The 13,130-nt window shown below is 67.0% G+C and carries 19 protein-coding genes; 10 read left to right on the top strand and 9 right to left on the bottom strand.

Annotated features, from left to right (window positions below):
* Positions 1-7: 7 nt before the first annotated feature.
* The 7 genes from QGN17_RS09030 to aroQ form a co-directional block, all read right to left on the bottom strand.
* Positions 8-736 (bottom strand): ParA family protein, encoded by a 729-nt coding sequence (locus QGN17_RS09030; RefSeq protein WP_281044146.1) that lies wholly within the window; start codon positions 734-736, stop codon positions 8-10.
* Between the two features lie 97 nt (positions 737-833).
* Positions 834-1,169 (bottom strand): arsenate reductase (glutaredoxin), encoded by a 336-nt coding sequence (arsC, locus tag QGN17_RS09025; protein WP_281044145.1) that lies wholly within the window; start codon positions 1,167-1,169, stop codon positions 834-836.
* Positions 1,166-1,531: an ACT domain-containing protein gene (locus QGN17_RS09020; RefSeq protein WP_281044144.1), complete on the bottom strand. Its 366-nt coding sequence runs from the start codon at positions 1,529-1,531 to the stop codon at positions 1,166-1,168. The genes arsC and QGN17_RS09020 overlap by 4 nt, the downstream gene beginning before the upstream one ends.
* 6 nt (positions 1,532-1,537) lie before the next feature.
* A complete protein-coding gene (locus tag QGN17_RS09015; RefSeq protein ID WP_281044143.1) occupies positions 1,538-2,074 on the bottom strand; it encodes a hypothetical protein in 537 nt (178 codons plus the stop codon).
* Positions 2,050-3,399: an acetyl-CoA carboxylase biotin carboxylase subunit gene (gene accC / locus QGN17_RS09010; RefSeq protein WP_390902649.1), complete on the bottom strand. Its 1,350-nt coding sequence runs from the start codon at positions 3,397-3,399 to the stop codon at positions 2,050-2,052. Before accC ends, QGN17_RS09015 begins: the two co-directional genes overlap by 25 nt.
* A gap of 6 nt (positions 3,400-3,405) precedes the next feature.
* Positions 3,406-3,909: an acetyl-CoA carboxylase biotin carboxyl carrier protein gene (gene accB, locus QGN17_RS09005; protein ID WP_281044142.1), complete on the bottom strand. Its 504-nt coding sequence runs from the start codon at positions 3,907-3,909 to the stop codon at positions 3,406-3,408.
* Positions 3,910-3,949: 40 nt separating this feature from the next.
* The gene (gene aroQ / locus QGN17_RS09000; RefSeq protein ID WP_281044141.1) at positions 3,950-4,384 is read right to left on the bottom strand and encodes a type II 3-dehydroquinate dehydratase; all 435 of its coding nucleotides are present in this window, start codon (positions 4,382-4,384) and stop codon (positions 3,950-3,952) included.
* 83 nt (positions 4,385-4,467) lie between these two features.
* On the opposite strand from aroQ, the gene thiS reads away from it, so the two are divergent.
* A complete protein-coding gene (gene thiS, locus QGN17_RS08995; protein ID WP_281044140.1) occupies positions 4,468-5,472 on the top strand; it encodes a sulfur carrier protein ThiS in 1,005 nt (334 codons plus the stop codon).
* 82 nt (positions 5,473-5,554) lie between these two features.
* The gene (locus tag QGN17_RS08990; protein ID WP_281044139.1) at positions 5,555-5,746 is read left to right on the top strand and encodes a CsbD family protein; all 192 of its coding nucleotides are present in this window, start codon (positions 5,555-5,557) and stop codon (positions 5,744-5,746) included.
* Between the two features lie 99 nt (positions 5,747-5,845).
* On the opposite strand, the gene QGN17_RS08985 is transcribed toward QGN17_RS08990, so the two are convergent.
* Positions 5,846-6,196 (bottom strand): hypothetical protein, encoded by a 351-nt coding sequence (locus QGN17_RS08985; RefSeq protein ID WP_281044138.1) that lies wholly within the window; start codon positions 6,194-6,196, stop codon positions 5,846-5,848.
* 103 nt (positions 6,197-6,299) lie between these two features.
* Positions 6,300-7,952 (bottom strand): thiamine pyrophosphate-binding protein, encoded by a 1,653-nt coding sequence (locus QGN17_RS08980; protein WP_281044137.1) that lies wholly within the window; start codon positions 7,950-7,952, stop codon positions 6,300-6,302.
* A 93-nt stretch (positions 7,953-8,045) separates the two neighbouring features.
* Here QGN17_RS08980 and QGN17_RS08975 point away from each other — a divergent pair, with 93 nt between their 5' ends.
* The 8 genes from QGN17_RS08975 to QGN17_RS08940 all read left to right on the top strand — a co-directional run bounded on the left by QGN17_RS08975 (position 8,046) and on the right by QGN17_RS08940 (position 13,081).
* Positions 8,046-8,756 carry a CoA transferase subunit A gene (locus tag QGN17_RS08975; RefSeq protein ID WP_281044136.1) on the top strand — a complete coding sequence of 237 codons (711 nt, stop codon included), beginning with the start codon at positions 8,046-8,048 and terminating at the stop codon, positions 8,754-8,756.
* Between the two features lie 23 nt (positions 8,757-8,779).
* Positions 8,780-9,634 (top strand): HAD family acid phosphatase, encoded by an 855-nt coding sequence (locus tag QGN17_RS08970; protein WP_390902690.1) that lies wholly within the window; start codon positions 8,780-8,782, stop codon positions 9,632-9,634.
* Positions 9,634-10,275: a CoA transferase subunit B gene (locus QGN17_RS08965; RefSeq protein ID WP_281044135.1), complete on the top strand. Its 642-nt coding sequence runs from the start codon at positions 9,634-9,636 to the stop codon at positions 10,273-10,275. Before QGN17_RS08970 ends, QGN17_RS08965 begins: the two co-directional genes overlap by 1 nt.
* An 87-nt stretch (positions 10,276-10,362) precedes the next feature.
* On the top strand, positions 10,363-10,686 hold the full coding sequence (locus QGN17_RS08960) for a DUF1476 domain-containing protein (RefSeq protein ID WP_022691416.1): 324 nt from the start codon (positions 10,363-10,365) through the stop codon (positions 10,684-10,686).
* 1 nt (position 10,687) lies between these two features.
* Positions 10,688-10,918, top strand: a complete 231-nt coding sequence (locus QGN17_RS08955; protein WP_281044134.1) for a BolA/IbaG family iron-sulfur metabolism protein — start codon at positions 10,688-10,690, stop codon at positions 10,916-10,918.
* Positions 10,919-10,985: 67 nt separating this feature from the next.
* Positions 10,986-11,321 carry a Grx4 family monothiol glutaredoxin gene (gene grxD / locus QGN17_RS08950; RefSeq protein ID WP_281044133.1) on the top strand — a complete coding sequence of 112 codons (336 nt, stop codon included), beginning with the start codon at positions 10,986-10,988 and terminating at the stop codon, positions 11,319-11,321.
* Between the two features lie 217 nt (positions 11,322-11,538).
* Positions 11,539-12,387 carry an MBL fold metallo-hydrolase gene (locus tag QGN17_RS08945; protein WP_281044132.1) on the top strand — a complete coding sequence of 283 codons (849 nt, stop codon included), beginning with the start codon at positions 11,539-11,541 and terminating at the stop codon, positions 12,385-12,387.
* A 1-nt stretch (position 12,388) separates the two neighbouring features.
* Complete coding sequence (locus QGN17_RS08940; protein WP_281044131.1) at positions 12,389-13,081, top strand: DUF4230 domain-containing protein; 693 nt, start codon at positions 12,389-12,391, stop codon at positions 13,079-13,081.
* Positions 13,082-13,130: the final 49 nt, after the last annotated feature.

The following is a 13,130-nucleotide window of genomic DNA, read 5'->3' as shown; positions in this document are numbered from 1 at the left end:
TTGGGCATCAGCCCGCCAACCTTTTCTCGATGCCGCGCCACAGGCGCTGGATCGCGGGGCCAGCGGTGCTGGAGGCCGGGAAGGGGCCGGACAGGGGGGCGTTGGCGGTCATGCTCTCCAGGGCGCTCGCCATCGGAACGACGGGCCAGTCGGGCAGTTCCGCAACGGCCGCGCGGTGCAGCGAGCGGCGGCGGTCGACCATGTTGAACACCGGCAGGATCGGCGCGACCTTGCCATGCTCCGCCTTCAGGTGCGCCACCACGTCGTCGAACGCGCGGCGGGCGAGCGGCGAGGGGATGACCGGCACGATGATGAGCGTCGCCGCGCGCAGCGCCTGATCGGCGGTATCGGTGAGGCCGGGCGGGCAATCGAGCAGGATGCGATCCCACTCCTTGTTCAGCCGGTCGGTCAGCTTGGCGAGGCGCTTGCGCTTGTCGAGATCGTGAAACAGCCGGTCCAGCCCGCGCAGCGACTTGTCGGCGGGTAGCACCGAGAGATTGTCGATGCCGGTCGAGCGGACGAGATCGGAGGGCGCTGCATCCTTGGTGAAGACCGCCTGCGCCTCTTCCTTGCCGGGCTTGCCGGCACCGAGCAGCCAGGAGGATGCCGCCTGCGGATCGAGATCCCAGAGCAACGTCCGACGAGCCGAGGCGCCTGCCGCGCACCAGGCGAGGCCAACGGTCAGCGTCGTCTTACCGACACCGCCCTTGAGGCTGTAGACCGCGATGGTTGCCATGACGGGATGATTAAGCCGCAAGCCGGTGACGGGGGCAAGACGGTTGGGGCGATCGGTCCACAATTTATTGGTGTCCCCACCCTTCAAGGGAGGGGCGTTACAGGATCTCCCGCACTTTCTCCGGCGGCCGCCCCAACCGCACGCCCTTCTCCGTTTCCACCAAAGGCCGTTCGATCAGAATCGGATCGGCCGCCATCGCATCGAGGATCGCGTCGTCGGACGCGTCCCTGAGCGCCTTGGCGCCCGTCTCGGACATGCGCAGCCCGTCACGCGGACTCATCCCGGCCTTGGCATAGAGATGCGCCAGCTCGGCGCGCGACGGCGGCGCCTTGAGATATTCGACGACGCTAACCGCCGCCCCGGCCGCCTCTAGCAGTGCGAGCGTCTCGCGCGATTTCGAGCAGCGCGGGTTGTGGTAGATGGTGGCCTTCATGCGGCGGTCTCCGAAAGGGTGGCCAGCGCCGCCATCGCATCGTGCCGGCGCGGCCAGGGCACGAAAAGATGGTCGTGGTGGTAGCCGGCGACGATGTTGCAGGAAATGTCCTTGTCCGCGAGCGCCCTGGCCAACGCGGCTGACAGCCCGACTGCGGACAGGCTGGAATGGACGGACAGGCTGATCCGTGCCCATGTGCCGGTTTCACCGGGCGCGATGACGGTCAGTCCCTCATCCTCGCGAATGACGGCGAAGGCGTTCGATGGCGCGCTGTCGCGAACGTCGAAATCATAGCGATCCGGGTGAAGTTCCGGCCGCATCCCGCTCAAAAGCAAGGCGAGATCGGTCGCGCCGTCAGCCATAGGCCCTCACGGATGGGCGGGCTTGCCCGTGCGCCACTCGGTCAGCGCGTCGCGAAAGGTCGAGGAGCCTTTGAGGCGCGGCATGTAGGTGATCGCCCGCTTGCTCTTCAACGGCAGCGTCTGGTCGCTCAGCGATCCGCGCTCGCCGCAATAGGATTTGCAGCTGTTGTCGCCATCGTCGAGCTGCAGCGAGGCGCCCTTGCGGCGGACGCTCAGCACGCAGTGATCGTCGGGATCGGGAGTCTGCGCCGGGCGATAGACCAGCGCGTCGCCCTGCGCCTTCGCGACGCCGGCAATACTGCAGCTGTGGCCGTTGTAGAATTGCAGCTCGGCGCGGACGTAGGCGGCGTTCGCCGAGACCGGCACGATCTCGACGACGTCGTCGCTCCAGTAGGTCGAGCCGTCGACCAGCCCGTTCTGGAAATGCGAGCTGTAACGCCCCGCCAGCGTCTGCACCGGCGAGGACGCGCCCGTCGCCGCGCAGCAGCCGAGTGCCGCGACGACGAGCGCGATCCGCGTCAGGCGTCCTGCTTGGCCAGCCACTCTTCCAGCCACTTGATCGTGTAGTCGCCTTCCTGAAACTCGGCATCGTCGAGCAATGCCTGGTGGAGCGGGATCGTGGTGGTGACACCGTCGATCACGAACTCCTCCAGCGCGCGACGCAGGCGGCGCAGCGCGCCCTCGCGGGTGTGGCCCCAGACGATCAGCTTGGCGATCATCGAATCGTAGTAAGGCGGCACGCGGTAGCCCGCGTAGAGACCGCTATCGACGCGCACGTTCATGCCGCCCGGCGCGTGATAGCCCTTCACCAGACCCGGCGAGGGCGCGAAGGTGCGCGGGTTCTCGGCGTTGATGCGGCATTCGATGGCGTGGCCGCGGAACTCGACATCCTCCTGGCGAAGCGTCAGCAAATGACCGTCGGCGATACGGATCTGCTCGCGGACGAGATCGAGGCCGGTGATCGCCTCGGTCACCGGATGCTCCACCTGCAGGCGGGTGTTCATCTCGATGAAGTAGAAGCGGCCGTCTTCATAAAGGAACTCGATCGTGCCGGCGCCGCGATAGCCCATGTCGGCCATCGCTTTCGCGACCACCGCGCCCATCTCCTCGCGCTGCTCCATCGAGATGACGGGGGAGGGGGCCTCCTCCAGCACCTTCTGGTGGCGGCGCTGGAGCGAGCAGTCGCGCTCGCCGAGATGGATGGCGTTCCCGTTGCCGTCGCCGAACACCTGGAACTCGATGTGGCGCGGATTGCCGAGATACTTTTCGATATAGACGGTCGCGTCGCCGAAGGCGGCCTTGGCCTCGGTCCCGGCCTGCATCATCAGCGTCTCGAGCTGGTCCTCGCTCTCGCAGACCTTCATGCCGCGCCCGCCGCCGCCCGAGGCGGCCTTGATGATGACGGGATAGCCGGCTTGCGCCGCGATCGCCTTGGCCTCCGCGATATCGCTGACCGGGCCGGGCGAACCGGGCACCAGCGGCAGGCCGAGCGCGCCGGCGGTGCGCTTCGCCTCGATCTTGTCGCCCATCGTGCGGATATGCTCGGGCTTCGGCCCGATGAAGATCAGGTCGTGCGCCTCGACGATCTCGGCGAACTTGGCGTTCTCGGAGAGGAAGCCGTAGCCCGGATGGATCGCATCGGCGCCGCTGATCTCGGCCGCCGCGATGATGTTCGGGATGTTGAGATAGCTCTCCGCGGCGGCGGGCGGCCCGATGCACACCGCCTGGTCGGCGAGGCGGACGTGCATCGCATCGGCATCGGCGGTGGAGTGCACCGCGACCGTCTGGATGCCCATCTCGTGGCAGGCGCGGTGGATGCGGAGCGCGATCTCGCCGCGATTGGCGATCAGGACCTTCTGGATGGCCATGATCGCTTACTCGACGATGACGAGCGGCTGATCGAACTCGACGGGCTGGCCGTTCTCGACGAGCACCTGCGTCACCTTGCCCGCCTTGGTGGCGACGATCGGGTTCATCACCTTCATGGCTTCCACGATCAGCAAGGTCTCGCCGGCGGCGATCGACTTGCCCACCGAGATGAACGGGGCGGCGCCCGGCTCGGCGGCGAGATAGCAGGTGCCGACCATCGGCGACTTCACGAGGCCTGGGTGATCGGCCGGTGCGGCCAGCGCGGGCGCGGCGGCAGGCGCCGGGGCGGCGGTTGCCGCCGGAGCAGCGACGGCGGCCGGAGCGGCGGCCATCATCTGCGCAGCCGGGGCGGCCGCCATCGTCACGGTACGGGCCACGCGGATGCGGCGATCGCCGTCCTGCACCTCGATCTCGGTCAGGCGCGTCGCGTCGAGCAGCTCGGCGAGCTGCCCCACCAGCCCGACATCGACCTGCATGGCACCGTTGGAAACTTCCGGGGTATCGGTCATTACTCGACCCTCTTGTCGTTATTCATTGATGGCGGCTCTGTCAGAGCTTGGCCGCCGCGTCCAGCGCCAGCGCATAGGACATTGCGCCAAATCCCGCTACCGTGCCCTTCGCGGCCATGCCGATGAAGCTGCGATGGCGGAATTCCTCGCGCTTGTGCGGGTTGGACAGGTGAACCTCGATCACCGGCACGGTCACAGCCTTGATCGCATCGTGGATGGCGACCGATGTGTGGGTGAAACCGCCCGCGTTGAGCAGCACCGCCTTCGCGCCGACCGCATTGGCCTCCTGAATCCAGTCGATCAGATGGCCTTCGTGGTTGGACTGGCGCATCTCGATCTCCAGCCCCAGTTCGCGGGCGCGATCATCCAGCATGTTGGCGATGTCGTCCAGCGTGTCGGCGCCGTAGATTTCCGGCTCTCGCAGCCCCAGCATGTTCAGGTTCGGGCCGTTCAGCACGAAGACGGTCTCTGCCAATGCGCTCCCTTTCGGTTGCGGGCGCCGCCGGGCGGTCCCTATATGCGCCCCTCCTAGACGGTCTCTTCGGAAAAGTGAATCTTATGCACGCAGACGGCACCATCTCGATCAGCGTCAATGGCGAGCATCGTCGCGTGCGCGGCGATCTGACCCTCGCCGAGCTGGCCGCCGAGTTGGGGCTCGAGCCGGCGAAGGTGGCGGTGGAGCGCAACCTGGAGGTGGTGCCGCGCTCGACGCTCGGGCAGGTGAAGGTCGAGGATGGCGACGAGCTGGAGATCGTCCACTTTGTCGGCGGCGGCGACCATGCCGCGCCGGTGGCGGAGGACAGCTGGACGGTCGCGGGCAGGACGTTCCGCTCGCGCCTGATCGTCGGCACGGGCAAATACAAGGATTTCGAGCAGAACGCGGCGGCCGTCGAGGCATCGGGCGCGGAGATCGTCACGGTCGCGGTGCGGCGGGTGAACGTCTCCGATCCCAAGGCGCCGATGCTGACCGACTATATCGATCCCAGGCGGATCACCTACCTGCCCAATACGGCGGGCTGCTTCGATGCCGAATCCGCGATCCGCACGCTGCGGCTGGCGCGCGAGGCGGGCGGCTGGGATCTGGTGAAGCTGGAGGTGCTGGGCGAGGCGCGCACGCTCTACCCGGATATGGTCGAGACGATCCGCGCGACCGAGGTGCTGGCCAAGGAAGGCTTCAAGCCGATGGTCTATTGCGTCGACGATCCGATCGCGGCGAAGCGGCTGGAGGATGCCGGCGCGGTGGCGATCATGCCGCTGGGCGCGCCGATCGGCTCCGGCCTCGGGATCCAGAACCGTGTGACGATCCGCCTGATCGTGGAGGGCGCGAAGGTGCCGGTGCTGGTCGATGCCGGCGTCGGCGCTGCGTCCGATGCGGCGGTGGCGATGGAGCTGGGTTGCGACGGCGTGCTGATGAACACCGCGATCGCCGAGGCCAAGGATCCGATCCTGATGGCGCGCGCGATGAAGGCGGCGGTCGAGGCGGGGCGGCTCTCCTACCGCGCCGGGCGGATGGGCATCCGGCGCTACGCCGATCCCTCCAGTCCGCTGGCCGGACTCATCTGAGGTTCAGGAACCGGGATCGCGGAAAATTGTTGATGCCTGCGAAGCGGTTGCACGAACCGCCGGACTTCGCAGGAGGCTTCAGATGAGCGAACTTACCGACAAGATCAAAGGCGCCGTGAACGAGACGGTCGGCAAGGCCAAGCAGGCTATCGGCCGCGAGAGCAACGATCCGCGCCTCGAGGCGGAAGGCGCCGGCCAGGAGGCCAAGGGCAATGTGCAGACCACGGTCGGCAAGGCCAAGGGCGCGGTGAAAGGTGCGATCGACAAGCTCTGATCGATCCGGACGGACAAAGAAAAAGGCGTCGCTCCAAGATCGGAGCGGCGCCTTTTTTCCGGCCATCGCGGCGACCCGAAAGCCGCCGCGACCACGGACTTAGTATCCGTAATAGTCGCCGTAATAAGCCGGCGGCGGGGGCGGCGCGTAATAGCCACCATAATAAGCCGGCGGGGGCGGAGGAGCGGCATAATAGCCACCGCCGTAATAAGCCGGACGATCCGACGAGGCGATCGCCGCGCCGACGCCGAGGCCCAGCAGGCCGGCCGCGACTGCGGTGCCGGTGCCTACGCCGTGACGATGCCAGCCATAGCCACCGCCGTGCCAGCCGCCATGATAACCGCCGCCCCAGCCACCGCCATGGTAGCGGGCTTCGGCCGGCGCGGCGCCGGCAATCGTGGTGCCGGCGAGAACGCCGGCGGCGACAAGACCCGTGATCAGCTTGCGCATGTTCAGTCTCCCAAATCCAGTTCAGCGGTCCGTTGGTAAAACGGGGAGCCGCTACAAGACCCCTTCTAGGCGATTCGTTCTGAACGGCCTCGGAATGGGGCCGTTATCGCTGGTTCAGACTGCTCAAACGCAGCGCCGGGGTGATTTGTTCGATGTCGGTCCTGCAATGGAGCATTGCAAGACCCGGCTGTTCGAGGGCGCGGGCGAGGGCAGGCGCGAAATCCTCCGTCTTGTCGACCACTTCCGCCCAGCCGCCATAGGCACGGGCGAGCGCCGCGAAATCCGGGTTGGCGAGCGCGGTGCCGGAGACGCGGTGCGGATATTCGCGCTCCTGGTGCATCCGGATGGTGCCGTAATTGCCGTTGTCGACGACGATCACCAGCAGACGCACGCCGCGCGATACGGCGGTGGCGAGTTCCTGCCCGTTCATCAGGAAGCAGCCGTCCCCGGCGAGCGCGACCACGCGCTGATCGGGGCAGCGCAAGGCGGCGGCGACCGAAGCGGGGACGCCATAGCCCATCGATCCGTTGGTCGGCGCCAGCTGGGTACCGCGCTTGCCGTAGCGCCAGTAGCGGTGCCACCAGCCGGAGTAATTGCCCGCGCCGTTGCAGATGATCGTGTCCGCCGGCATCGCCTCCCGCATCGCGGCGACGCAGGGGCCGAGATCGAGTGTCACGCCGTCGCGCGCGGCGGGCGTGTTCCACGCTTCCCATTCGGCATGGGCCTCGGCGCCGTCCTCGAAGGCGAGGATGTCATGCTCCCACTGCGCCATCGTCTCGGCGAATTCGGGCATATCGGCGCAGATGGCGAGATCGGTTCGATAGACCGACTGCAGCTCGTTCGGGTCCGGGTGGACGTGGACGAGGATCTGATCGGGGTGATCGGGCGTGATCAGGGTATAGCCGTCAGTAGTCGCCTCGCCGATGCGCGGGCCGACCACGAGCAGCAGGTCGGCGGCACGCACCCGCTCCAGCAGCTTGGGGTTCGGGCCGTAGCCGAGATTGCCAGCGTAGACGGGCGAGGAGGACAGGACCGCATCCTGCCGGCGGAAGGCGCAGGCGACGGGCAGGCCGATCCCTTCGGCGAACTCGGCGAAATAATGCGCGGCGCGATCGTCCCAGTCCGCCCCGCCGACGATGGCGATCGGGTTGGTCGCGTCCTTGAGCATCTGCACGAGCGTGCCCACCGCGCCGATACAGGGCGGCTGGGCGGGGCGGATCACCTTGGGGCGATCCAGCGCTTCCACCTCGTCGAGCAGCATGTCCTCGGGCAGCGCCAGCACCACCGGGCCGGGGCGTCCCGACATCGCCACCGCATAGGCGCGCGCGACATATTCGGGGATGCGCTTCGCATCGTCGATCTTCGCCGCCCACTTGGCGAGCGGCTTGAACATCGCGGGGAAATCGACCTCCTGAAAGCCCTCGCGATCCTTGGCGTCGCGCGCGACGTCGCCGATGAACAGGATCATCGGGGTCGAATCCTGAAAGGCGGTATGGACGCCGACACAGGCGTTGGTCGCGCCCGGCCCGCGCGTGACGAAGCAGATGCCCGGCCTGCCGGTCAGCTTGCCGTCGGCTTCCGCCATGTAGGCGGCGCCGCCTTCCTGCCGGCACACCACCAGATCGATGGCGGGCGAATCGTGCAGCGCGTCGAGCACCGCCAGATAGGATTCGCCGGGAACGCAGAAGATGCGGTCGCACCCCTGCGCGAGAAGCTGGTCGACCAGGATGCGGCCGCCGGTGCGGATGTTCGTCATAGGCCGTCTCTATAATCATCATGCGTGCCAAGCCAGCTTCCGCTTGGGCCGATCGGCTGTTAACGGCACCGCAGCACGAACGAGGAGACGGCTGTGGCGAACAAGGTCTTCAAGGATGCGGCGGCGGCGCTGGATGGTGTCCTGCGCGACGGCATGCTGATCGCGAGCGGCGGCTTCGGCCTGTGCGGCCTTCCGGAACGCCTGCTGGACGCGATCCAGGCCTCGGGCGTGAAGGATCTGGTGTTCGCCTCCAACAATGCGGGCATCGACAACGAGGGCATCGGCAAGCTGCTGCGCACCAAGCAGGTGAAGAAGATGATCGCCTCCTACGTGGGCGAGAACAAGGAGTTCGAGCGCCAGTATCTCGCCGGCGAGCTGGAGGTGGAATTCTGCCCGCAGGGTACGCTGGCCGAGCGCCTGCGTGCGGGCGGCGCGGGCATCCCCGGCTTCTACACCAAGACCGGCGTCGGCACCGCGATTGCCGAGGGCAAGGAAGTGAAGCGCTTCAACGGCGAGGATTACATCCTCGAGGAAGGCATCTTCGCCGACCTGTCGATCATCAAGGGCTGGAAGGCCGACGAGAGCGGCAACCTGATTTTCCGCAAAACCGCGCGCAACTTCAACCATCCCGCCGCGACGGCAGGCAAGATCTGCGTCGCCGAGGTCGAGGAGATCGTGCCGGTGGGGTCGCTCGACGGCGACGCGATCCATCTGCCCGGCATCTACGTCAACCGCCTGATCCTCGGCGCGCCCTACGACAAGAAGATCGAGCAGCGCACCGTGCGCCCGCGCGCGGCGGCGTGAGGAAGGCCGCTTTCCTGCTGCTGATGGCGGTGACGGGCTGCGCGGCGTCGCGCCAGCCGGTCTTTCCGCCCGAGCCGCCGGCCGCCGATCCGAAGCTGGCGGGGATGCAGTATCTCTACGGCTCCGGCGAGGCGGCGGCGATCAGCCGGCAGGCATGGTCGGCACTGACCTTCTATGTCGGCGAGGTGCTGCAGGGGAAGGATCGCCGCTCGGTCGTGCTGGCCGAGGGCGCAAGCCTCGACGCGCCGAAGTTCGTGCCCTGCGCCGGCAAGCCGCCGGCCGCCGTGTTCGATGTCGACGAGACGGTGCTGCTCAATCAGGGCTTCGAATATGACGATCTGACCGGCGCCCCGCATCGCGACTTCGACGATCGCTGGGCGCATTGGGAGAAGACCGGCATCCATGCCGTTTCGCCCACGCCCGGTGCCAAGGAGGCGATCGACGCGCTGCATCGCATGGGTGTGATGGTGATCTTCAACACCAACCGCAATGCCTTCAACGCCGAGCCGACCGAGCAGGCGATCGACGAAGCGGGCCTCGGTCCGGCCAGGCATGGCGAGACCCTGTTCCTCGCCGGCGACGACAAGACCGGCTCGCTCAAGGATGCGCGCCGCTGGCGTATCGCCGACCATTATTGCGTGATCGCGATGGGCGGTGACCAGCTCGGCGATTTCTCGGATCTGTTCAACGAGGCATCGAACGTGCCGGCCCGTCGCGCGCTGACCGCGTTGCCGGGCGTCGCCCCGCTCTGGGGGCGCGGCTGGTTCGTGCTGCCCAATCCGGTCTACGGTTCCGGCCTGCAGGGCGGCGCCGGCGACATCTTCCCCGCCGACAAGCAATGGCATGACCCGGCGACCGCACCGAAAGGAGGCCACTGATGCCCTGGACCCGCGATGAGATGGCGGCGCGCGCCGCGAAGGAGCTGAAGGATGGCTTCTACGTCAATCTCGGTATCGGCATCCCGACTTTGGTGGCGAACCATGTGCCGTCGGGCGTCGAGGTGACGCTCCAGTCGGAGAACGGGATGCTCGGCATCGGCCCCTTCCCCTATGAGGGCGAGGAGGATGCCGACCTGATCAACGCGGGCAAGCAGACCGTCTCCGAACTGCCGCAGACCGCTTATTTCTCCTCCGCCGACAGCTTCGCGATGATCCGTGGCGGGCATATCGACCTCGCCGTGCTGGGCGCGATGGAAGTGGCCGAGAATGGCGACATCGCCAACTGGATGATCCCCGGCAAGATGGTGAAGGGCATGGGCGGCGCGATGGACCTCGTCGCCGGCGTGAAGAAGATCATCGTCGTGATGGAACACACCTCCAAGAACGGCGATGCGAAGTTCATCCCCGCCTGCACCTTGCCGCTGACCGGCCTCAACGTCGTCGACATGATCGTCACCGACCTGTGCGTGTTCAGCCGCAAGGACCATGACAGCCCGTTCCGCCTGATCGAGCTGGCGCCGGGCGTCACCGCCGAGGATATCGCCGGCAAGACGACCGCGCAGTATGAGATTGCGTTGTAAGATTTTTCGACAGGACGGCCGTCGGTTGCGCGGGACGGGCGCTTTCCTTATTTCAGCAATCGAAACCGCAGGGAAAGATACAAGGCCATGACCACCTTCGACGATCGCGAGCAGGCGTTCGAGAACAAGTTCGCCCACGATCAGGAGATGGCCTTCCGCGTCACCGCGCGGCGCAACCGGCTGGTCGGCCAGTGGGCGGCGGGCCTGATGAAGCTGACCGCGGAAGAGGCCGACGCCTATGCCAAGGCGGTGGTGCAGGCCGAGTTCGAGGAAGCCGGCGACGAGGACGTCGTGCGCAAGCTCTACGGCGATCTCGTCTCCGCCAATGTCGAGATCGACGAGGCTCAGATCCGCGCGCAGCTCGACGCTCAGGAAATCGAGGCGCGCCGCCAGCTGCTGGGATCGATCTGACATGCCGATGGCGGCCGACGAGATTGCCGGGCTGATCAAGGCCGGCATCCCCGATGCGACGGTGGAGATCACCGATCTCGCCGGCGACGGCGATCATTATGCGGCGAAGGTGGTGAGCGAAAGCTTCCGGGGCATCCCCCGCGTTCGCCAGCACCAGAAGGTGTACGAAGCGCTCGGCGGGCGGATGGGCGGCGTGCTGCACGCGCTCCAGCTCACCACCGCGGTGCCCTGAACAGCTTGTTTTTTGGCGGGCGCGTTCCGATTTAACGCGCAACGAAACGCCCTTTGGAGTGATACCGATGACCGACGACACGCAGGCCCGCATCGCCGAGGCCGTGAACGGCAATGAAGTGCTGCTGTTCATGAAGGGCTCGCCGCTCTTCCCGCAGTGCGGCTTCTCCAGCCGCGCGGTGGCGATCCTCGATCATCTCGGCGTCGAATATGGCTCGGTGGACGTGCTGCAGGACCAGGCGATCCGCCAGGGCATCAAGCAGTTTTCCGACTGGCCGACCATTCCGCAGCTCTACGTGAAGGGCGAGTTCGTCGGCGGATCGGACATCATGATGGAGATGTACGAGACGGGCGAACTGGCCGAGCTGATGCAGAAGTCCGGCGTCGCGCAGAAGGCGGCCTGATCTTCGTCGCTTCGGGATCGGTTGGCGGGAGGCCCGCGGGGTGGCGGGCCGTCGCGGAAGATCGCGCCGGCCCGCCGGTGTTCGCGGGAACGTGGAACGTCGATAGCTTTGCAGGCCGCGTGCCAGTTTCGGCGAATGGCGGTTTCCGTGGTATTTCGAGGGTTAACGTCCTTCGGCCGCTTCGCCGAAGTGTCAGAAATCCCGACAGGGGCCTCAGATGACTGACCAGCCGCTCGTCGAGACCGTCCACCCACTGGTGCGACGCGTGCTGGCGCACAATCCGTCGCCCTTCACCTATACCGGTACGCAGACCCATATCGTCGGCCATGGCGAGGTGGCGGTGATCGATCCCGGACCGGACATTCCCGAGCATGTCGCCAATATCCTGAAGGCGACCGAGGGCGAGCGGATCGTCGCGATCGTCTGCACCCACACCCACCGCGACCACACGCCCGCGGCGAAGCCGCTGGCCGAGGCGACGGGCGCGCCCGTGATGGGCTGCGCGCCGATCATGGCGGACGACGGCAGCGGGCTGGAGGCGGGGTTCGACCACAGCTATGCGCCCGGCCGCATCATGGTGGAGGGCGATACGGTCTCCGGCCCCGGCTGGACGCTGGAGGCGCTGTTCACCCCCGGCCACACCTCCAACCACCTCTGTTTCTCGCTTCCGGAGGCGCAGGCGCTGTTCACCGGCGATCACGTCATGGGCTGGTCGACCAGCGTGGTGATCCCGCCCGACGGCGACATGGGCGCCTATATGGCCAGCCTCGAGAAACTGATGCCGCGTGACGATGCGATCTATTTCCCGGCGCATGGCGATCCGGTGACCAAGCCCAGGCAGTTGCTGCGCGGGATGCTCGGCCACCGCAAACAACGCGAGAACCAGATCCTGCGCACGCTGGAGAAGGGCGCCGCGACCATCCCTGCGCTGGTGACGCAAATGTATGCCGGTCTCGATCCCCGGCTGGAGAAGGCGGCGGGCCTCAACGTGCTGGCCCACCTGCTCGATCTCGACAGGCGCGGGCGGGTGAGGGCCGAGGGCGATCATTGGAGCCTCGCCGCCTGACATGAAGACCGTCCTGAAAGTCCTGCTCGGCATCGTGCTGGGCTTCGCGCTGGTCGCCGGCGGTGCGCTGGTGGCGGGCAAGCGCATCTTCGACCATTTCTGGTCGCCCGATCCCGAGAGCATCGCCACCGCCAGCCTGCAGGGGCTGCAGGCGCAGAACCGGCTGACCGCCTTGGTCGCCTCCTATGTCGCGGTGGTGACGTCCACCCAGCATCGTTTCGGCCTTTCGGCGCAGCGGACGCTGATCATGCCGGGGCGGGTGCGCTACGAGGTCGATCTCGGCCAGATGAAGCCGGGCGACGTGACGTGGGACAAGGACAGCCACCGGCTCGACGTCACCCTGCCGCCGCTTATGATCGAGGGGCCGGAGGTCGATCCGCAGCGGATCAAGGCCTATGACGGTGGCGGCCTGCTGCTCAAGTTCACCGACAGCGGCGAGGATCTCGATAAGGCCAACCAGCAGCAGGCACGCTCCGAACTGATCCGCCAGGCCCGCGAGGCTTCGCCGGTGGCGGTGGCCAAGCAGGCGGCGCGGCAGGCGGTGGCGCAGAGCTTCGCGTTGCCGCTCAAGGCCGCCGGCCTGCAGCCCAATGTGCGCGTCCGCTTCCGGGGCGAGGCCTTCCCCGATCCCGGCCCCTTCACGCCGATGGATTTCGCGCGGCCGTGGCAGGATGTCGTCGCCAATAGCCACTGACATTTGCCGCGCGGCGCCCTATCTGGTGCGCGACCGAGGGTGAAGGAAC

The sequence above is a fragment of the Sphingomonas oryzagri genome, from assembly GCF_029906645.1.
GTDB lineage: Bacteria > Pseudomonadota > Alphaproteobacteria > Sphingomonadales > Sphingomonadaceae > Solisphingomonas > Solisphingomonas oryzagri.
Note: the sequence above shows the minus strand (reverse complement) of the source record. Positions and strands in the feature narration are given on the sequence as shown.

Coding starts and splice junctions, on each gene's coding strand:
- QGN17_RS09030 (WP_281044146.1), bottom strand. CDS start 736: ATGGCAACCATCGCGGTCTACAGCCTCAAGGGCGGTGTCGGTAAGACG.
- arsC (WP_281044145.1), bottom strand. CDS start 1,169: ATGAAGGCCACCATCTACCACAACCCGCGCTGCTCGAAATCGCGCGAG.
- QGN17_RS09020 (WP_281044144.1), bottom strand. CDS start 1,531: ATGGCTGACGGCGCGACCGATCTCGCCTTGCTTTTGAGCGGGATGCGG.
- accC (WP_390902649.1), bottom strand. CDS start 3,399: ATGGCCATCCAGAAGGTCCTGATCGCCAATCGCGGCGAGATCGCGCTC.
- accB (WP_281044142.1), bottom strand. CDS start 3,909: ATGACCGATACCCCGGAAGTTTCCAACGGTGCCATGCAGGTCGATGTC.
- thiS (WP_281044140.1), top strand. CDS start 4,468: ATGCACGCAGACGGCACCATCTCGATCAGCGTCAATGGCGAGCATCGT.
- QGN17_RS08990 (WP_281044139.1), top strand. CDS start 5,555: ATGAGCGAACTTACCGACAAGATCAAAGGCGCCGTGAACGAGACGGTC.
- QGN17_RS08985 (WP_281044138.1), bottom strand. CDS start 6,196: ATGCGCAAGCTGATCACGGGTCTTGTCGCCGCCGGCGTTCTCGCCGGC.
- QGN17_RS08980 (WP_281044137.1), bottom strand. CDS start 7,952: ATGACGAACATCCGCACCGGCGGCCGCATCCTGGTCGACCAGCTTCTC.
- QGN17_RS08970 (WP_390902690.1), top strand. CDS start 8,780: ATGGCGGTGACGGGCTGCGCGGCGTCGCGCCAGCCGGTCTTTCCGCCC.
- QGN17_RS08965 (WP_281044135.1), top strand. CDS start 9,634: ATGCCCTGGACCCGCGATGAGATGGCGGCGCGCGCCGCGAAGGAGCTG.
- QGN17_RS08960 (WP_022691416.1), top strand. CDS start 10,363: ATGACCACCTTCGACGATCGCGAGCAGGCGTTCGAGAACAAGTTCGCC.
- QGN17_RS08955 (WP_281044134.1), top strand. CDS start 10,688: ATGCCGATGGCGGCCGACGAGATTGCCGGGCTGATCAAGGCCGGCATC.
- grxD (WP_281044133.1), top strand. CDS start 10,986: ATGACCGACGACACGCAGGCCCGCATCGCCGAGGCCGTGAACGGCAAT.
- QGN17_RS08945 (WP_281044132.1), top strand. CDS start 11,539: ATGACTGACCAGCCGCTCGTCGAGACCGTCCACCCACTGGTGCGACGC.
- QGN17_RS08940 (WP_281044131.1), top strand. CDS start 12,389: ATGAAGACCGTCCTGAAAGTCCTGCTCGGCATCGTGCTGGGCTTCGCG.